The following is a 16,258-nucleotide window of genomic DNA, read 5'->3' as shown; positions in this document are numbered from 1 at the left end:
TTTTTACAGAATTTTGCTAAAATCTTGCTAATTACTCTTAAATCAATATTTCAATGAACATCAAAAATCTTAACCGCTTTTATCATATTATCCGTACTTTTCTCCGCTATGGCATTGATGAAGCTATTCCGAATTTGCCGATTACCCGCAAAATAAAATTGGGGCGTAAAGCTCTGTTTTGGGTGAAGAATCAACATTCAGACAAACTCTATGGAGTGCGTTTGCGTTTGGCGTTGCAAGAGCTTGGGCCGGTTTGGATCAAGCTCGGGCAAATGTTAGCCACCCGACGAGATCTGTTTGCACCGGAGCTTGCTGATCAACTTGCGTTGTTACAAGATAATGTCGAGCCGTTTGACGGTAAAATCGCTCGTCAAATTATGGAGCAGGCTTTGGGCGGAAAGCTTGAAACTTGGTTTGAAAACTTTGATGAAACTGCCTTAGCTTCTGCCTCGATTGCACAGGTTCACACGGCAAAATTTAATCAAAATCAACCGCTTGCAGGCAAAGATGTGGTGTTAAAAGTAATTCGCCCGGGCATTGAACCGGTGATTAAGGCGGATTTAGAATTGATGTATGAAATTGCTCACTTTATCCCGAAATTATCGAATGACGGCAAACGGCTACGGGCGGTTGAAGTGGTGCGAGAGTATGAAAAAACCATTTTAGACGAGCTGGATTTACGCAAAGAAATGCACAACGCAATTCGACTTCGGGCGAATTTTGAAAACAGTGAAATGCTGTATGTGCCTGAAATGTATCAAGATTTTTGCCATAAAAATTTGATTGTGATGGAGCGGATTTACGGCATTCCGGTGTCTAACATTGCCGAGTTGGAAGCAAACGGCACTGATATGAAATTGCTGGCAGAGCGTGGCGTGCAGGTGTTTTTTACCCAAGTATTCCGTGACAGCTTTTTCCACGCCGATATGCACGCCGGCAATATTTTTGTGAACAGAGAACACCCGGAAAATCCGCAATATATCGGCATTGACTGCGGCATTGTCGGCACACTGAACCACAATGATAAACGCTATTTAGCCGAAAGTTTTGTCGCGTTTTTCAACCGAGATTATCGCCGTGTTGCGTTAATGCACGTGGAGTCGGGCTGGACACCGCCGGATACTGATATTGATAAATTCGAGCAAGCCTTTCGTGAGGTATGTGAGCCGATTTTTGCCAAGCCATTGTCGGAAATTTCGTTCGGGCACGTTTTGCTGAACCTATTTAATGTGGCAAGAGAATTTAATATGGAAGTGCAACCGCAGTTGGTGTTATTACAAAAAACGCTTCTTTATATTGAAGGCTTAGGCAGGCAGGTTTATCCGCAGTTGGATTTATGGCAAACCGCTAAACCGTTTTTACAAAACTGGCTGAATGAGCAAGTGGGCGTGAAAGCGATGGTTCGGGACATTAAGCAACGCTTACCGCAATATCGGGAGCATTTTGCGGAGTTCCCGGAGGCGTTGTTTAAAGCCCTACAAGAGCAAAAGCAAATTAATTTCCGTTTAGCGGAAATTAACGAAAGTTTAAAAGCACAGAATTCAAACGCAAATAGCCGTTTTCTTATGCTGTCAATTTCGGCGATTGTGATCTGTGGCACATTTTGGAAATTTGAATCTTTGCCGATATGGCTAAGTGTGCCATTATTAACCGTGTTTCCGCTCATTTTGATTTTGAGCCAACGCAAATAAGCGGTCGTTTTTAATAAATTTTTTGCAAAATCGCTTTTTTATATGTCAAAGTAACATATAATAACCAACGTTTTACGTTATCTATTCCCTATTAAATGAAAGGAGTTTTTATGGGTGGTATTAGTATCTGGCAACTTCTGATTGTGGTTGCAATTATTGTATTACTTTTCGGCACGAAAAAATTACGCACTTTAGGCTCAGATTTAGGTGAGTCGGTAAAAGGCTTCAAAAAAGCAATGGCAGATGAGAAAAAAGACGCCGGATTTGCCAATGCGGAAAAAGTGGAGGTGGTTGAAGTAAAAGAGCGTGTTACAACCGAGCAACAAACCACAGTAGTAAAAGATAAAGAGCAGGTTTAACCCGTGTTTGATATAGGTTTTTCTGAATTAGTACTGATTATGATTGTGGGCTTGGTAGTCCTAGGCCCTAAACGTATGCCGATTGCGATTCGTACCGTAATGGGCTGGGTCAGTACTATTCGAGGTTTAGCCGCAAACGTACAAAATGAACTGGCTCAAGAGCTGAAATTGCAAGAGTTGAAAGAGAGTATTAAGAAAGCAGAAGAACTGAATTTAAGTTCCCTTTCGCCTGAATTAAGCAAAACAGTGGAAGATTTGAAAATGTCTGCCTCTCAGTTGCAAGATTCGCTCAATTCTGCCAAAAGCGAGTTTGAGCAAAATGCTGCTGCCGCTGCTACCGTGCCGAAGTTAAGCGATGAGCAGGTTTCTGAAATTCAGCAAAAAATCGAGCAGGAAAACCAAGCGTTAGAAAACGAAGCATTGCAAAAAAATGTACAAAATCAACCGCTTGCAGCTGATGATTTGTCTGAGCAACTTAATTCGACACCGCCACTTTCTGCGGATGAAATTGCTGCTCAGGCGCAAATGGAATCGTCTCTTGCTTCGCTAGAAGCGTATTATCCACCAGACGATGATTTTGCTACACCTGCCGAAGCAGTCTCAAAATCGGAGGGGAATGATGTCAGAAGTTGATGAATCGCAACCCTTGATTTCGCATTTAATTGAACTCAGAAACCGTCTATTACGCAGTTTTATTTGCGTGTTAGTGGTGTTTTGTGGTTTGGTTTACTGGGCAAATGATATTTATACCCTGCTGGCAACGCCACTCACGGAAAATTTGCCTGCCGGTGCAACGATGATCGCAACCAATGTTGCAACGCCGTTTTTCACCCCAATTAAATTAACCATTGTGGTGTCGGTGTTTTTATCGGTTCCGTTTATTTTGTACCAAATTTGGGCGTTTGTTGCCCCGGCGTTGTATAAACAGGAAAAACGCTTGGTTTATCCATTATTGGTTTCAAGTACGCTGTTATTTTATTGCGGTGTGGCGTTTGCTTATTATGTGGTTTTTCCGCTGGTGTTTGGTTTTTTAACCTCTACCGCACCGGAAGGGGTAACAATGGCAACGGATATTAGTAGCTATCTTGATTTCGTTTTAACCATTTTTATGGCATTCGGGATCTGCTTTGAAGTGCCGGTTGCGATTATCTTGTTATGTTGGGCAGGCGTAACCACACCTGAAGATTTAAAGGCAAAACGCCCTTATATTATTGTGGCAGCATTTGTAATTGGTATGTTGCTCACTCCACCAGATATTTTCTCGCAAACATTATTGGCAATTCCAATGTGTTTATTGTTTGAAGTTGGTGTGCTATTTGCTCGGTTTTATCGCCCCAAAGATGATGATGAACCATCAGAGCAGGTTGCACAGTAATATTTTGAAAAGGCATAGCACCTGTTTGCTATGCCTTTCTTATTTCAAGAATAGGTATTTTAAGAATTAGGAAATTAAAAATGCAAGTAATTCAATCCCAATATCCTTTACGCCGTATGCGTCGTTTACGCAAGCACGATTTCAGCCGTCGCTTAGTGGCAGAAAATCAACTTACCGCCAATGATTTGATTTACCCTGTTTTTGTCATCGAGGGTGAAAATCAGCGAGTACAAGTGCTTTCTATGCCGGGTGTAGAGCGTTTAACTATCGACCAGCTTTTAGTTGAAGCCGCAGAGCTTGTGAAATATGGCGTGCCTGCGGTGGCTCTTTTCCCTGTAGTCGGCGATGCGAAAAAATCACTGATGGCAGAAGAGGCCTATAACCCGCAAGGGTTGGCACAGCGTGCGGTGCGAGCCTTAAAAGCTCAATTTCCCGAATTAGGTGTGATTACCGATGTGGCGTTAGATCCGTTTACCACGCACGGGCAAGACGGCATTATTGATGAAACCGGCTATGTACTGAATGATGTGACTACCGAGGTGTTGGTAAAACAGGCGTTATCGCACGCAGAAGCGGGGGCGGATATTGTTGCCCCGAGCGATATGATGGACGGTCGAATCGGAAAAATTCGTGAAGCTCTCGAGCAAAATGGCTTTATCAACACGCAAATTATGGCGTATTCGGCTAAATATGCCTCTAATTATTACGGCCCGTTCCGTGATGCGGTAGGTTCAGCCGGCAATTTAAAAGGTGGCAATAAATACACTTACCAAGTCGATCCGGCTAACGGCAACGAAGGCTTGCACGAAGTGGCAATGGATATTCAAGAAGGGGCAGATATGGTAATGGTGAAACCAGGTATGCCTTATTTGGATATGGTGTGGCGTGTGAAAGAAAATTTTGGCGTGCCGACCTTTGCCTATCAAGTTTCGGGCGAATATGCAATGCATATGGCGGCAATCCAAAACGGCTGGCTGAAAGAGCGTGAGTGCATTATGGAAGGCTTACTCTGCTTTAAACGGGCAGGAGCAGACGGTATTCTAACCTATTTCGCCAAGCGAGTAGCGAAGTGGCTATACGAAGAGGCTCAAGCGAAATAAATACTAGCAAGCGGTGGTTCTAGTGCAAAATCGTTCGTGAATGCAACTTTTTTGCTAAAAATGACCGCTTGTAAAGCCTATATATTTGTTGGTTTTCAAGCTATAATAACGGATTATCATTTAATTGATTGAGAATAATAAAAATATGAATAGTAGAATTTTAGCAACGGGAAGCTATTTACCGACAAAGGTGCGTACCAATGCTGATTTAGAAAAAATGGTCGATACCTCTGATGAATGGATCGTAACCCGTTCCGGCATTCGTGAACGCCGTATTGCCGAGCCTGACGAAACAGTGGCAACAATGGGGGCAAAGGCCGCTCAACAAGCACTGGAAATGGCAGGAATTGAGGCAAATGACATTGATTTAATTGTGGTGGGAACAACCACCAACTCCCACGCTTACCCAAGTGCAGCGTGCCAAATTCAAGGCTTGCTTCAGATTGAAGATGCGATTGCTTTTGATGTGGCGGCGGCTTGCACCGGCTTTGTGTATGCTTTAACTGTCGCCGATCAGTTCGTGCGTAACGGGCAAGTGAAAAAGGCATTGGTGATTGGTTCAGACATCAACTCCAGAATGCTGGACGAAACAGACCGCAGCACAGTCGTGTTATTTGGTGACGGAGCAGGGGCGGTGATTTTAGAAGCGAGTGAAGAGCCGGGTATTATTTCGACCCACTTACACGCCTCGCCGGATTTAGAAAATAACTTAACCTTAAGAAGCCAAAAACGTGGCGAAGAGCGTTCCGGCTTTATTGAAATGCAAGGCAATGCGACCTTTAAAATTGCGGTAAACCAACTTTCAAGCGTAGTAGAAGAAACCTTAGAAGCGAATAATCTGCAAAAATCCGATTTAGATTGGTTGATTCCGCACCAAGCGAATTTACGCATTATCACCGCAACGGCGAAAAAATTAGAGATGGAAATGGATCAAGTGGTGGTTACCCTTGATAAATATGCCAATACCAGTGGAGCAACCGTGCCGGTGGCACTTGATGAAGCGGTGCGTGACGGACGTATTCAACGTGGGCACTTACTACTCCTTGAAGCATTCGGCGGTGGCTGGACTTGGGGTTCGGTATTAGTGAAGTTTTAAGGCAAGAAAATGTCAGAAAAACAGACTTTTGCAGATAAAAAACGTAAAACCGTTGAGCAAGCGGAGTTTACCGAAGATGGGCGTTATTTACGAAAAGTGCGGAGTTTTGTATTACGTACCGGTCGCTTGAGCGATTATCAACGTGATATGATGAACAACAACTGGGCAAATTTAGGCTTAGACTACCAGCCAACTCCGTTTAATTTTGAGCAGATTTTTGGCAACAACAACCCGGTGGTGTTAGAAATCGGCTTCGGAATGGGAAAATCGCTGGTGGAAATGGCAGAGCAAAACCCGAATCGCAACTATATCGGTATTGAAGTCCACACACCGGGGGTAGGTGCTTGTATCGCTTATGCGTTAGAAAAAGGCGTTAAGAATCTAAGAGTGATTTGCCACGATGCCACCGAGATTTTGCGAGACAGTATTGCCGACGGCGCATTAGGCGGCTTACAGCTCTACTTCCCGGACCCTTGGCAAAAAGCAAAACACCATAAACGCCGTATTGTGCAGCCTGAATTTATCAGCCGTGTGATCAGAAAATTAAGCCCTAACGGCTTTATTCATTTTGCCACCGACTGGGAAAATTACGCAGAACATATGCTTGAAGTATTACGCCAATTTGAGAGCGAGTTGCAAAATACATCAGCAACTAATGATTTTATTCCACGTCCGGATTTCCGCCCGCTAACCAAATTTGAAGAGCGAGGGCATCGTTTAGGACACGGGGTGTGGGATTTATATTTTACAAAGAAATGATTTATTCATAGAGGAGAGAAAAAATGGCTATTCAACGTAACGCACGCCAACGTAAAAAAATGCACTTAGGTGAATACCAAGAATTAGGTTTCTTAATTAAATTCACCTTTGCTGAAGGCACAGGCATTGACCAAATTGATGAAACCGTAGATCGTTTTATTGATGAAGTGATTCGACCAAACGGTTTAGCCCTTGAAGCGAACGGCTACTTAAACTGGGAAGGTTTAGTCTGCTTAGAAAAATTAGGCAAATGTGATGAATCTCACCGCCAATTAGTGAAAACTTGGTTAGAAACTAACGGCTTAAAAGAGGTTCAAGTGAGCGAATTATTTGATATTTGGTGGGGCTACCCGGCACAAGCTTAATTTGCCTAGTTAATTTAATAAGATACAAGCGGTCAGATTTTACTGAAAATTTGCAAATTTTTTCTAAAAAACGACCGCTTGTTTTGTATAGAAAAGAGAAAAAGAGATGGAATTTTTAGCTCCTGTTATTTCGCTTATTGTTGGCTTTTTAAGTTTTGTGCTGGTGCTAAGAACTTGGCTGCAATTTTGTCGGGTTGATCCTCGTTTACCGATTTCACAAACCTTACTTAAAATTACCGAACCGATGGTTTCACCGGTTGGCAAGCTGATTCCAACCGTTAAAAATATTTGCTTTCCGGCACTATTAATTGCCGCCGCTTTGGTAACGTTACAGTTTATTCTGTTTGGCGTAGATTTACCCAGAGCAGTATTAATCGGCTTATTAAGTGTGGTCAAAACCTTCGGACAAATTCTATTTTTCACCACCTTGATTCGTGCATTAATGAGCTGGGTCACTCAAGGCAACCACCCGTTAGACTACACGGTAGCACAAATTACCGAACCGGTGTTAGGTTTTATCCGCAAGCTCCTGCCAAGAACGGGAATGTTAGATTTCTCGGTAATGGTGCTAGGTTTCGGCTTATTGCTACTAAATAGCTTGTTCTACCAAATTTTTGGTGGACTATGGGCTGCGGCTTAAATCGGATTTCTAAAATCTAAAAATAAGCTCCTTAATCTAAAAGATTAAGGAGCCTTGTCTTATTTATCCTTTATGGGGAACCTTGTTAGCTGATTTTACTGTACGATGGCGCGAGCGTCCACGCTCGTGCCAAAACAGTATAACAATTTATACATAATTAACCGCTTGTACCATTTATTAGATAGCACTAGCGTGGACGCTAGCGCTATCGTTTCTTATTTATCCGCTCTGATTTGATTTAAAAAACGTTTAGTTCGTTCGTGTTGTGGGTGGTTAAACAGTTGCTGTGGCGAGCCTTGTTCAACGATTTCACCGCCGTCCATTACCACCACTACATCGGCAACATCAAGGGCAAATTTGATTTCGTGAGTAACCACGACCATTGTCCAGCCTTCATTTGCCAGTTCTTTCATCGTATTTAGCACGTCTTGCACTAACTCAGGATCAAGTGCCGAAGTTGGTTCATCAAATAACATCAGCTCCGGCTGAATTGCTAATGCTCGTGCAATGCCAACCCGTTGCTGTTGCCCGCCTGACAGTTGAAACGGGTAGAGTTCTGCTTTATCCGCCAGTCCGACTTTTTCTAACAGGGCTTTTGCATTTTTTTGAGCAATTTCGACCGCTTGTTGTTGCACAAATACCGGTCCTTCCATCACATTTTCCAATGCGGTTTTATGCGGGAACAGGTTGTAGTTTTGGAACACCATACCGGATTTGCGGCGTAGCGCTAAAATCTCTTTTTTGCTCTGTTTTACGGCAAAATCAATTTTCAGCGGAGCATTACCACTAAATTCCAATGTGCCTTGCTCGGGCATTTCCAGTGCATTTAAGCAACGAAGAAAGGTGGTTTTGCCTGAACCGGAAGGGCCTAAAATTACTACCACTTGCCCTTTTTGAATATCTAAATCAATGCCGCGTAGAATAGCGTTGTTGCCAAAGGTTTTATGAATATTGCGAATTTTAAGCACAATTCCTCCTTATTTCGCCACAAATCGGTTAAAGCGGACTTCCAATCTCGCCTGAATTAAAAATAGCACCCAGCAGAAGCACCAATAAATCAAACCGGCTTCAATATAAACAGGTAGGAAGTCATAAGACATATTCGCTACCTGTTGAGCAACCCGGAACATTTCGGTTACGGTAACAACGGAGGCAAGAGAGGTATCTTTAAACAGACCGATAAAGGTGTTGCTAAGTGGCGGAACAGCAACTCGAAACGCTTGCGGGGCAATGATACGGCGAAAAGTTTGCATATAAGTCATACCGATAGTATAACCGGCTTCCCATTGTCCTTTTGGCACGGAGGAGATCGCAGCACGGATCGTTTCCGAGCCATAAGCCCCGATATTGAGTGAAAACCCGATAATTGCCGCCGGAATCGGATCGATAAAAATGCCGATTGCAGGCAAACCATAAAACACAATACAGATCTGAACCAACATCGGCGTGCCGCGAATAATCGAGATATAACCTTTTACCAGCCACAGTAGCAAGCGGTGAAAAAAGCCTGTTGCAGGGCTAATTCGCACTAATGCAACTGCAACGGCAATTAACATACCGATAATAAATGAGGCGATTGCCAGCGGAATAGAGACTAAAAATGCCGCTTGTACCATCGGCCAAAAACCGCTTAGCACTAAATCGACCCGAGCTTGGGTCATAAAGGGGATTGAGAGAAGTAGATCGTTTAACATCTGAAAAACCTAAAATCTCCCGTTTTGAGGGAGATTTAAAAATAAAAGGGGCGAATTCGCCCCAAGCCTAATCCAATATGGATTATTGTACACTAATATCTTTACCGAAGAACTGCTCGCCCAATTTTTTTAACGTGCCGTCTTCACGTAATTCTACGATTGCTTTGCTGATTTTCGCTAATGCTTCGTCATTGCCTTTATTCGCAATTAAGCCTGCACCCACTTTTTCTTCTTTTTCCCACACAATTTTTAAGCCGGAATTCGGGTTCTTTTTCAAGTAATCTAATAGCGATAAGTGGCTATTGAAAGTTGCATCGGCGCGTTTTTGTTGAATTAACAGTAAGCCTTGAGCCATACCGTCAATTGGCACGATGTCTGCACCGTTTTCACGGGCAATCTCGCCATAGTTTGAGCTCAAGGTTTGGGCAGTTTTCACGCCTTTTACATCAGCAGGGGTTTTGATTTTAGTTTCATCTTCACGCACTAATAAGGCGGCACCGTCCCAGCTGTAAGATTCGGATTTATCAAATGTCGCTCGACGTTCCGGGCTGGTTAAAGCCACTTGGTTTGCCACTAAGTCAAAACGCTCACCTTTTAAACCGGCTAACATAGCGTCCCATTGTGTCTCTTTAAATTCCACTTTTACGTCTAATTTTTCAGCCACCGCACGGGTTACTTCTACATCGTAACCGGTTAATTTACCGCTCGCATCGTGATAGGTGTAAGGGGCATAAGTTCCTTCCGTACCCACAGTAATAGTCCCTTTGTTGTTTATACGCTCAAGTAGGCTCTCTTTAGCAAATGCAGAAACAGAAAGGGTAAGAGCTAATGCAGCAATTGATAATTTTTTCAACATAATCATTTCCTTTTAATTGGTAAAATAAATTTTTTGCAAATTTAAGGGGAAAATTGACCGCTTGCAAATAACTAAATGGAATAAGAAATAATAAAATCGTTGATGTGGTTAAAATAGGTAATATTGAGAAGATGAAATAAAAAACACCTTAATAAATTAGCTTATTAAGGTGCTGGTTTTTAACGCTGACGAGCTTTAAATCTCGGGTTGGTTTTGCAAATCACATAAAGTTTGCCTTTGCGTCTGACAATTTGGCAATCCGGGTGACGTGATTTTGCGGTTTTAAGTGAGTTTAAGATTTTCATTTTATCCTCTATTTTTGATTTGAAAGCGTTGAAGCAAAGCCTTTAAATCTATCTTTAAATTGACTTGCACGACCTTCTGTATTCACTTCACGGCGTTTACCTGTGTAAACAGGGTGAGACGCCGATGAGGTATCTAAGGTGTAAAGTGGGTATTCTTTGCCATCTTCCCATACCATTGTTTTGTTGGTTGCCGCACAAGAACGGATAACCCAGCCTTGTTGCACTGAGGCATCATAGAACAACACTTCACGATAATTTTCAGGATGAATCCCTTTTTTCATATTTTCTCCAGAATTTAGATAAGGTTATTAACCATAATTAAAATATGGGATACATAATATACGAACTTTAAATACAATTCCATAACTTTTTTATGGTGTTTTGTAAAAAAACGGATTTTTAGGAAGAGAGACTCTTTTCGCTGTTAAAATTATGGTAATCTAACGTAGATTTATTTTTTGATAGTGAGGAAATATGAGTAAGAATCCTTATTTAATTGCACCGTCTATTTTATCTGCCGATTTAGCTCGCTTGGGTGATGATGTGGCAGAGGTGTTAAAAGCCGGTGCAGACTTAATTCACTTTGATGTAATGGACAACCACTACGTGCCGAATTTGACCTTCGGGCCGGCGATCTGCAAAGCCTTACGTGATTACGGCATTCAATGCCCGATTGATGTGCATTTAATGGTAAAACCAGTTGAGCGTTTGATTCCGGATTTTGCCAAAGCCGGAGCGGATTATATTACATTCCACCCTGAAGCAACGGAACATATAGATCGAAATTTACAGCTTATCCGTGATTTAGGTTGTAAATCAGGCTTGGTGTTTAACCCGGCAACGCCATTGAGCTATTTAGATTATGTGATGGATAAAGTTGACGTGGTTTTATTGATGTCTGTGAATCCGGGCTTTGGCGGACAATCATTTATTCCGTCCACCTTAGATAAATTGAAAGAAGTCCGTCGTCGTATTGATGAGAGCGGTTATAACATTCGCTTAGAAGTTGATGGTGGTGTGAAAATAAATAACATTGCCGACATTGCAGCCGCAGGAGCAGATATGTTTGTGGCAGGTTCTGCGATTTTTGACCAGCCAGATTATCAAACAGTAATTGCACAAATGCGAGATGAATTACGGAAAGTAGGGTAATCAAATGAAATTTGATTTATCTCTATAGATTAAACATAAACATAATGATAGAATGGAAAAACAGATATATTCTGGTGTATAGGAATAGTCTGGTTTGACCTTTTTATAAAAGGTTGTATTTAAACTTATTTCGATTACACTATTTAACTCTCGCACTTATGCGATATTCACTATAGGAAAAACAAAATGAGCATTGAAGAACGCGTAAAAAAAATCATTGTTGATCAACTTGGCGCGAAAGCAGAAGATGTAAAACCAGAAGCTTCATTCATTGAAGATTTAGGTGCAGATTCTTTAGACACTGTTGAATTAGTAATGGCTTTAGAAGAAGAATTCGATATCGAAATTCCAGATGAAGAAGCTGAAAAAATTACGACAGTTCAATCAGCAATTGATTACGTTCAAAACAATCAATAATCTGAATTAATGTTAGGCGACCGAATGGTCGCCTAATTTTTTTGTTTTTATTTATGTTTGAAGGCACAATTATTCAAATGGTCGTTAACCAGCCCCATAGACTGCATAAAAGCGTAGCAAGTGGTCTCGCCTACAAATACAAACCCACGTTTTTTCAACGCTTTTGACATTGCTTTTGAAGTTTCTGTGTGAGCAGGAACGGCTTCAAGTGTTGGTACATCATTAATTTGCGGCTGATAATTCACAAAAGACCAAATAAACCGACTGAAGTCTTCGCCATTTTGCTGCATTGTGATATAAGCTTTCGCATTTTTTATAATGGCTTCTAACTTTGCTCGGTGGCGGATTAAGCCAGCATTTTGCATCAACAAATCAATTTCTTCTTCACCCATTTTGGCAATTTTTTCAGGATTAAACTGATGGAATGCTTGGCGGTAGGTTTCCCGTTTTTTCAATACCGTAATCCAAGAAAGTCCGGCTTGTTGCCCTTCAAGGCAGATTTTCTCAAACAGTTTGAGGCTGTCAAACTCCGGTTTTCCCCATTCTTCGTCGTGATATTTCATATAAATTTCACTGCTTTTACACCAATCACAACGTATTTTAGTCTCACTCATAGTAAATTTTCCAACCTTCAGCTTTTTTGAGTAAACGAACTTTTCCGTCTTTTGAAATATAGCCTCCTTTAACCGCCTCCAATAACATAGAAGATTCAGAGAGCTTCGTTGAGAAGACCTCGGCTTGAAATCGATCTTCAGATAACAAAATATAAATGCGATGTGAAGGCTCGGTTGGATCCAATAATTGAATATCGGCTATACTGAATAAAGGTATGCACGTTTTTTTTAAGAAAGAGTAGCGAAAAGGAGGAGAGCAAGTGTAAGCATCGCTTGGGCTAGTTGGTGTTGCTCGGTAGTCCGAACAGGCTATCAGCAGTAACGAACTTATCATGTGTGCGATATATTTTTTCATTTGCATAGTTTTCCTAAAAATTGACCGCTTGTAGTACACAAGCGGTCGGATTATGCTAAAAAGTTACTCTTATTTTCTTGGTAAATAACGAGTCGGATCGACAGATTTTCCTTTATAACGAATTTCAAAATGTAATTTATTCGTATTGGTTCCTGTACTACCTAAAGTCGCGATTTTCTGACCGGCTTTCACCGTTTCTTGCTCGTCAACTTCAATAGTATTGTTGTGTGCATAAGCACTTAAGAAATCATCGGTATGTTTGATGATGATTAAGTTACCGTAACCCTGCAAGGCATTACCGGCATATACCACTTTACCTGCGGCGGCAGCACGTACATCTTGTCCTTTATTGCCGGCAATATCAATGCCTTTATTACCTCCTTCTGCTGAGGAGAAGCCTGAAATTACACGCCCGCTGGTTGGCCATTGCCATTTAATTGATGAAGCTGGTGCAGAAACAGTATTACTACTTTGTACGGCACCACCTGCTGTGCCATCTGTAGCACGAATGGTGGAGGCAGTACGGTCCTCTGTTGCATTTACTGTACCGACAGAAGCAGTTACTGCCGGAGCAGTTGCAGTTGTTGCTTTAATACCGTTATTAACCGGCGTGACATCAGCGTTGGCTGTGCCTGCTTTTACCGGCCCAGTAATATTACCGTCAGAAGCATAGGTTGTGCCGTTTGCACCTTGTTGGTAGGTAATTTGTGGTTCAACCGGTACGGTGACTTTTTCTTCCACGGTAATAGTTTCCGTTGCAGATTTGCCGGTTTTGAGTTTTTGCCCTACGCTTAATTGGTAAGGTTCGCTCATATTATTAAGAGCGGCGATTTCTTTTACATCTTTACCCACAATATAGGCAATCAAGAACATTGTGTCGCCTTTGCGTACGGTATAGGTAGAGCCATCGTAGAACCCTTTTTGAATTTGGTTGTACATTGGGGCATTGTTGGCATCACGCGGGATCTCAAAATTTTGATCCACTTTTTTCTCGACCGTTTTCGTTTTTTTCACGATTTTAGTCGTGGTGGTCGGCTGTGGTGGTTGCTCGGTAATCACCGGATTGGTAATTGGCTGCGGTACAGTCGCCACAGGTTGTGGCACTGAAACCAGCTGGGGCATTGTTTGCACCGGAGTGGTATTCATCGAGCTTGGCATTGGTGCAGATTGAATATCAGACTGCCAGCCACCGCTTGAATTAATTGCACCTGCACTCACATCAACAGGCTGCATCACGCCCGGGCTTAATTCGTTATTACCGGAAGCATTCACCACCGGTGCTGGATTGTTTGAAGAACAGGCTGCCAAAACAGCAGAAACTAAAGGGAGAAGAATAAATTGTTTTTTCATTAAATGATTGTCCTAAAATTATTTCATACTGTCAGGCATTGACGTTGATTGAATATCAGACGGCCAACTGTAACTGTCTTGGCTTGCGCCTGAGCCTTCAATCGGTTGTAATGTGCCTGCAGGTAACATATTTGGATCTTCAACTTGTGGCTGAGTAGGCGAGCTACAAGCGGTCAAAAATGCACAAGAAATTGCAAATGCCAAAAGGGTTCTGTTCATTTTCTCTGCCTATTAACGAACACGTAAGACTTGCCCGACTTTCAGTGGAGAGCCGGTATTTAAACCATTTAGCTGTGCAATTTGATTGGCATTGGTGCCGGTTAGATAACCGATTAAATAAAGCGTATCACTTTTACCTACCGTATAGTGACTTTCTGTGTAGCAGCCTTTGGTAATTTGTGAATAGATAGGGGCATTATTTGCATCACGCACCACTTGACAGTTCCCTACTGTTTCAACTTGAGAGCTATCACTACCACTTGAAACAGGCATTGGTGCTGCCGAAATTGGTTGTGGTGCAGAGTAAGTCGGCTGCTGATAGGTTGGCTGAGTTGCAATAGGTTGATTCATTGAGGCAGGCATTGGTGCAGTTTGAATGCTATCTGCTGATTGCCAAGTTGCATTTGCTTCTGTTGTTTCTACCGTAGAAGTGGATTCCCCCGAATTGCTTGAACAACCCACTAAAGCAAAAGAAATCAGAGATAAAACAAAAAGTGATTTTTTCATTTTTATATCCTTAAAATTTATTTCATTAATGTATAAATTACATAGGCAACAACGGCTATAACGATTGTTCCCCAACCAATTAATTCGATAGAGCGGCGAATTTTTTCTTCATATTTTTTGCCACCCCAAGCAGAGAGTTTTGCTACCAAAATAAAACGGGCAAAGCGAGAAATCGCAGCAGTAATCACAAACGGGAAGAAAGCCATCTGCATTACACCGGCACAAATTGTAAATACCTTATAGGGAATAGGTGAAAATCCAGCTAAAAACACAACTGCGACCCCCCAAGTTTCAAACCATGATTTCGCTTTATCAAAGTTTGCTTGCATTCCCCAATTTGCGATGACACCTTGCACCCAATCGGTAGCATATAAGCCGATAAAATAACCGATAACACCACCGGCAACCGAAGCAAGGGTAGTGTAAACTGCATATTTAAACGCATTTTGCGGTTTTGCCATCGACATCGGAATCAACATCACATCCGGTGGAATCGGGAAAAAGATCGCCTCGATAAAACTGACAAAACTTAACCAAAAGGCAGCGAAGTGGTGCTTAGACCACTGCATTGTTTTGTCATAAATTGTTTCAAACAGTTTCATTAAAAATGCCTTTTAAGGTTGCTATCGTTTTATGAGCGGTCATATCCACTTGAATCGGGGTAATAGAGACACAATCTCGGTTTAACGCATAAAAATCGGTGCCAAAACTTTCATCAATCGGATCACCGGTGACGCCAATCCAGTAAACATCGGCATTGCGAGGATCTTTTTGCTTCACAATTTCCGCAGCTGTGGAACGAGCCCCCAAGCGGGTGATCATTGTGCCTTTTAGCTCTGAATAAGGTAAATTCGGCACATTAACATTGAGAACGTGGTTTGATGGAAAACTCTGCGTTTCCATTTTTTCCAATAAATCTAACACTACCTGTGCTGCTGTTCCAAAATGATTTTCACCGTCTAAAAACGAAGAGTGTTTACGCCCAACCAGTGATATTGCAATACTTGGTAATGGCAAGTGGCGACCTTCCAATGCTGCCGCTACCGTACCGGAGTAAACCACATCATCGCCTAAATTTGCCCCGTGATTAATGCCGGAGACCACCAAATCAAATTTTTCTGCAAATTTGCCGTCAAACAAGCCGTTTAAGGCTAAATGCACGCAATCGGCAGGTGTGCCGGCGATCACCGCATAATTATATTCATCAAAACGATGCACCCGAAGTGGATCGACTAAGGTTAGGCAGCTTGAAGCTGCACTGCGGTTACGATCCGGTGCAATAATGGTGACGATATGCCCGGCATCTCGCAAGGCTTTGGCTAAAGTTTGAATGCCGACAGCGTGAAAACCATCGTCATTACTAATTAAAATTCGCATAATTTCCTTTAGATCTTACATCTTGAT

Annotated in this window: 23 protein-coding genes; 11 read left to right on the top strand and 12 right to left on the bottom strand. The window is 42.1% G+C overall.

All coding sequences use genetic code 11. The features are described from left to right. Window positions 1-53: 53 nt before the first annotated feature. The 9 genes from ubiB (at window position 54) to ACJ7Z2_RS00890 (ending at window position 7,385) form a co-directional block, all read left to right on the top strand. Window positions 54-1,691, top strand: coding sequence for a ubiquinone biosynthesis regulatory protein kinase UbiB (gene ubiB, locus ACJ7Z2_RS00930; RefSeq protein WP_409500488.1), 1,638 nt, complete (start codon window positions 54-56; stop codon window positions 1,689-1,691). Window positions 1,692-1,801: 110 nt separating this feature from the next. Beyond that, window positions 1,802-2,050, top strand: coding sequence for a Sec-independent protein translocase subunit TatA (gene tatA / locus ACJ7Z2_RS00925; RefSeq protein ID WP_409500487.1), 249 nt, complete (start codon window positions 1,802-1,804; stop codon window positions 2,048-2,050). A 3-nt stretch (window positions 2,051-2,053) separates the two neighbouring features. Then, complete coding sequence (tatB, locus tag ACJ7Z2_RS00920; protein WP_409500486.1) at window positions 2,054-2,683, top strand: Sec-independent protein translocase protein TatB; 630 nt, start codon at window positions 2,054-2,056, stop codon at window positions 2,681-2,683. After that, complete coding sequence (gene tatC, locus ACJ7Z2_RS00915) at window positions 2,670-3,425, top strand: twin-arginine translocase subunit TatC (protein ID WP_409501092.1); 756 nt, start codon at window positions 2,670-2,672, stop codon at window positions 3,423-3,425. The genes tatB and tatC overlap by 14 nt, the downstream gene beginning before the upstream one ends. An 80-nt stretch (window positions 3,426-3,505) precedes the next feature. Next, on the top strand, window positions 3,506-4,525 hold the full coding sequence (gene hemB / locus ACJ7Z2_RS00910) for a porphobilinogen synthase (protein WP_409500485.1): 1,020 nt from the start codon (window positions 3,506-3,508) through the stop codon (window positions 4,523-4,525). A gap of 145 nt (window positions 4,526-4,670) precedes the next feature. Further along, on the top strand, window positions 4,671-5,621 hold the full coding sequence (locus ACJ7Z2_RS00905) for a beta-ketoacyl-ACP synthase III (protein WP_409500484.1): 951 nt from the start codon (window positions 4,671-4,673) through the stop codon (window positions 5,619-5,621). A gap of 9 nt (window positions 5,622-5,630) precedes the next feature. Then, window positions 5,631-6,380: a tRNA (guanosine(46)-N7)-methyltransferase TrmB gene (trmB, locus tag ACJ7Z2_RS00900; RefSeq protein ID WP_154703442.1), complete on the top strand. Its 750-nt coding sequence runs from the start codon at window positions 5,631-5,633 to the stop codon at window positions 6,378-6,380. 23 nt (window positions 6,381-6,403) lie between these two features. After that, window positions 6,404-6,745 carry a YggL family protein gene (locus ACJ7Z2_RS00895; protein WP_409500483.1) on the top strand — a complete coding sequence of 114 codons (342 nt, stop codon included), beginning with the start codon at window positions 6,404-6,406 and terminating at the stop codon, window positions 6,743-6,745. Window positions 6,746-6,851: 106 nt separating this feature from the next. Continuing rightward, window positions 6,852-7,385 carry a YggT family protein gene (locus ACJ7Z2_RS00890; protein WP_006249485.1) on the top strand — a complete coding sequence of 178 codons (534 nt, stop codon included), beginning with the start codon at window positions 6,852-6,854 and terminating at the stop codon, window positions 7,383-7,385. A gap of 215 nt (window positions 7,386-7,600) precedes the next feature. On the opposite strand, the gene ACJ7Z2_RS00885 is transcribed toward ACJ7Z2_RS00890, so the two are convergent. From ACJ7Z2_RS00885 to ACJ7Z2_RS00865, 5 genes are all read right to left on the bottom strand, one after another. Beyond that, window positions 7,601-8,353 carry an amino acid ABC transporter ATP-binding protein gene (locus ACJ7Z2_RS00885; RefSeq protein ID WP_006249484.1) on the bottom strand — a complete coding sequence of 251 codons (753 nt, stop codon included), beginning with the start codon at window positions 8,351-8,353 and terminating at the stop codon, window positions 7,601-7,603. 9 nt (window positions 8,354-8,362) lie between these two features. Beyond that, entirely contained in the window at window positions 8,363-9,079 is a 717-nt protein-coding gene (locus ACJ7Z2_RS00880; RefSeq protein ID WP_006249483.1) for an amino acid ABC transporter permease, read from the bottom strand. Window positions 9,080-9,161: 82 nt separating this feature from the next. Continuing rightward, window positions 9,162-9,935, bottom strand: a complete 774-nt coding sequence (locus ACJ7Z2_RS00875; RefSeq protein ID WP_006249482.1) for an amino acid ABC transporter substrate-binding protein — start codon at window positions 9,933-9,935, stop codon at window positions 9,162-9,164. Between the two features lie 179 nt (window positions 9,936-10,114). Then, window positions 10,115-10,240 carry a type B 50S ribosomal protein L36 gene (ykgO, locus tag ACJ7Z2_RS00870; protein ID WP_006249481.1) on the bottom strand — a complete coding sequence of 42 codons (126 nt, stop codon included), beginning with the start codon at window positions 10,238-10,240 and terminating at the stop codon, window positions 10,115-10,117. An 8-nt stretch (window positions 10,241-10,248) separates the two neighbouring features. Continuing rightward, window positions 10,249-10,521: a type B 50S ribosomal protein L31 gene (locus ACJ7Z2_RS00865; protein WP_006249480.1), complete on the bottom strand. Its 273-nt coding sequence runs from the start codon at window positions 10,519-10,521 to the stop codon at window positions 10,249-10,251. Between the two features lie 193 nt (window positions 10,522-10,714). Between ACJ7Z2_RS00865 and rpe the strand changes: the two genes are divergently transcribed. Together rpe and acpP are read left to right on the top strand one after the other, a co-directional pair. Further along, window positions 10,715-11,392, top strand: a complete 678-nt coding sequence (gene rpe, locus ACJ7Z2_RS00860) for a ribulose-phosphate 3-epimerase (RefSeq protein WP_409500482.1) — start codon at window positions 10,715-10,717, stop codon at window positions 11,390-11,392. 186 nt (window positions 11,393-11,578) lie between these two features. Then, window positions 11,579-11,809 (top strand): acyl carrier protein, encoded by a 231-nt coding sequence (gene acpP, locus ACJ7Z2_RS00855; protein ID WP_006249478.1) that lies wholly within the window; start codon window positions 11,579-11,581, stop codon window positions 11,807-11,809. Between the two features lie 47 nt (window positions 11,810-11,856). Here acpP and ACJ7Z2_RS00850 read toward each other — a convergent pair whose 3' ends face one another. The 7 genes from ACJ7Z2_RS00850 to surE form a co-directional block, all read right to left on the bottom strand. After that, entirely contained in the window at window positions 11,857-12,423 is a 567-nt protein-coding gene (locus ACJ7Z2_RS00850) for a DNA-3-methyladenine glycosylase I (protein WP_409500481.1), read from the bottom strand. Further along, the gene (locus ACJ7Z2_RS00845) at window positions 12,416-12,784 is read right to left on the bottom strand and encodes a hypothetical protein (protein ID WP_409500480.1); all 369 of its coding nucleotides are present in this window, start codon (window positions 12,782-12,784) and stop codon (window positions 12,416-12,418) included. Before ACJ7Z2_RS00845 ends, ACJ7Z2_RS00850 begins: the two co-directional genes overlap by 8 nt. A gap of 63 nt (window positions 12,785-12,847) precedes the next feature. Then, window positions 12,848-14,128, bottom strand: a complete 1,281-nt coding sequence (locus ACJ7Z2_RS00840) for a peptidoglycan DD-metalloendopeptidase family protein (RefSeq protein WP_126301143.1) — start codon at window positions 14,126-14,128, stop codon at window positions 12,848-12,850. Window positions 14,129-14,146: 18 nt separating this feature from the next. Next, window positions 14,147-14,347 carry a hypothetical protein gene (locus ACJ7Z2_RS00835; RefSeq protein WP_006249474.1) on the bottom strand — a complete coding sequence of 67 codons (201 nt, stop codon included), beginning with the start codon at window positions 14,345-14,347 and terminating at the stop codon, window positions 14,147-14,149. A 12-nt stretch (window positions 14,348-14,359) separates the two neighbouring features. Next, complete coding sequence (locus ACJ7Z2_RS00830; protein ID WP_409500479.1) at window positions 14,360-14,854, bottom strand: LysM peptidoglycan-binding domain-containing protein; 495 nt, start codon at window positions 14,852-14,854, stop codon at window positions 14,360-14,362. A gap of 17 nt (window positions 14,855-14,871) precedes the next feature. Beyond that, complete coding sequence (locus ACJ7Z2_RS00825) at window positions 14,872-15,456, bottom strand: YqaA family protein (RefSeq protein ID WP_409500478.1); 585 nt, start codon at window positions 15,454-15,456, stop codon at window positions 14,872-14,874. Further along, window positions 15,443-16,231 (bottom strand): 5'/3'-nucleotidase SurE, encoded by a 789-nt coding sequence (surE, locus tag ACJ7Z2_RS00820; RefSeq protein WP_409500477.1) that lies wholly within the window; start codon window positions 16,229-16,231, stop codon window positions 15,443-15,445. Before surE ends, ACJ7Z2_RS00825 begins: the two co-directional genes overlap by 14 nt. Window positions 16,232-16,258: the final 27 nt, after the last annotated feature.

Source organism: Mannheimia glucosida, assembly GCF_046267875.1.
In the GTDB taxonomy this organism is placed as follows: Bacteria; Pseudomonadota; Gammaproteobacteria; order Enterobacterales; family Pasteurellaceae; genus Mannheimia; species Mannheimia glucosida.
The sequence above is the reverse complement of the archived record's forward strand: the minus strand, read 5'-3'. Positions and strand labels throughout refer to the sequence as shown.

Bases quoted from the DNA above. Each gene is read 5' to 3' on its own strand.
- tatA (WP_409500487.1), top strand. From the start codon at position 1,802: ATGGGTGGTATTAGTATCTGGCAACTTCTGATTGTGGTTGCAATTATT.
- ykgO (WP_006249481.1), bottom strand. From the start codon at position 10,240: ATGAAAATCTTAAACTCACTTAAAACCGCAAAATCACGTCACCCGGAT.
- ACJ7Z2_RS00850 (WP_409500481.1), bottom strand. From the start codon at position 12,423: ATGAGTGAGACTAAAATACGTTGTGATTGGTGTAAAAGCAGTGAAATT.
- ubiB (WP_409500488.1), top strand. From the start codon at position 54: ATGAACATCAAAAATCTTAACCGCTTTTATCATATTATCCGTACTTTT.
- trmB (WP_154703442.1), top strand. From the start codon at position 5,631: ATGTCAGAAAAACAGACTTTTGCAGATAAAAAACGTAAAACCGTTGAG.
- ACJ7Z2_RS00835 (WP_006249474.1), bottom strand. From the start codon at position 14,347: ATGAACAGAACCCTTTTGGCATTTGCAATTTCTTGTGCATTTTTGACC.
- ACJ7Z2_RS00825 (WP_409500478.1), bottom strand. From the start codon at position 15,456: ATGAAACTGTTTGAAACAATTTATGACAAAACAATGCAGTGGTCTAAG.
- ACJ7Z2_RS00830 (WP_409500479.1), bottom strand. From the start codon at position 14,854: ATGAAAAAATCACTTTTTGTTTTATCTCTGATTTCTTTTGCTTTAGTG.
- tatC (WP_409501092.1), top strand. From the start codon at position 2,670: ATGTCAGAAGTTGATGAATCGCAACCCTTGATTTCGCATTTAATTGAA.
- ACJ7Z2_RS00875 (WP_006249482.1), bottom strand. From the start codon at position 9,935: ATGTTGAAAAAATTATCAATTGCTGCATTAGCTCTTACCCTTTCTGTT.
- ACJ7Z2_RS00895 (WP_409500483.1), top strand. From the start codon at position 6,404: ATGGCTATTCAACGTAACGCACGCCAACGTAAAAAAATGCACTTAGGT.
- ACJ7Z2_RS00905 (WP_409500484.1), top strand. From the start codon at position 4,671: ATGAATAGTAGAATTTTAGCAACGGGAAGCTATTTACCGACAAAGGTG.
- ACJ7Z2_RS00845 (WP_409500480.1), bottom strand. From the start codon at position 12,784: ATGCAAATGAAAAAATATATCGCACACATGATAAGTTCGTTACTGCTG.
- ACJ7Z2_RS00840 (WP_126301143.1), bottom strand. From the start codon at position 14,128: ATGAAAAAACAATTTATTCTTCTCCCTTTAGTTTCTGCTGTTTTGGCA.
- ACJ7Z2_RS00865 (WP_006249480.1), bottom strand. From the start codon at position 10,521: ATGAAAAAAGGGATTCATCCTGAAAATTATCGTGAAGTGTTGTTCTAT.
- rpe (WP_409500482.1), top strand. From the start codon at position 10,715: ATGAGTAAGAATCCTTATTTAATTGCACCGTCTATTTTATCTGCCGAT.
- ACJ7Z2_RS00880 (WP_006249483.1), bottom strand. From the start codon at position 9,079: ATGTTAAACGATCTACTTCTCTCAATCCCCTTTATGACCCAAGCTCGG.
- acpP (WP_006249478.1), top strand. From the start codon at position 11,579: ATGAGCATTGAAGAACGCGTAAAAAAAATCATTGTTGATCAACTTGGC.
- ACJ7Z2_RS00890 (WP_006249485.1), top strand. From the start codon at position 6,852: ATGGAATTTTTAGCTCCTGTTATTTCGCTTATTGTTGGCTTTTTAAGT.
- surE (WP_409500477.1), bottom strand. From the start codon at position 16,231: ATGCGAATTTTAATTAGTAATGACGATGGTTTTCACGCTGTCGGCATT.
- hemB (WP_409500485.1), top strand. From the start codon at position 3,506: ATGCAAGTAATTCAATCCCAATATCCTTTACGCCGTATGCGTCGTTTA.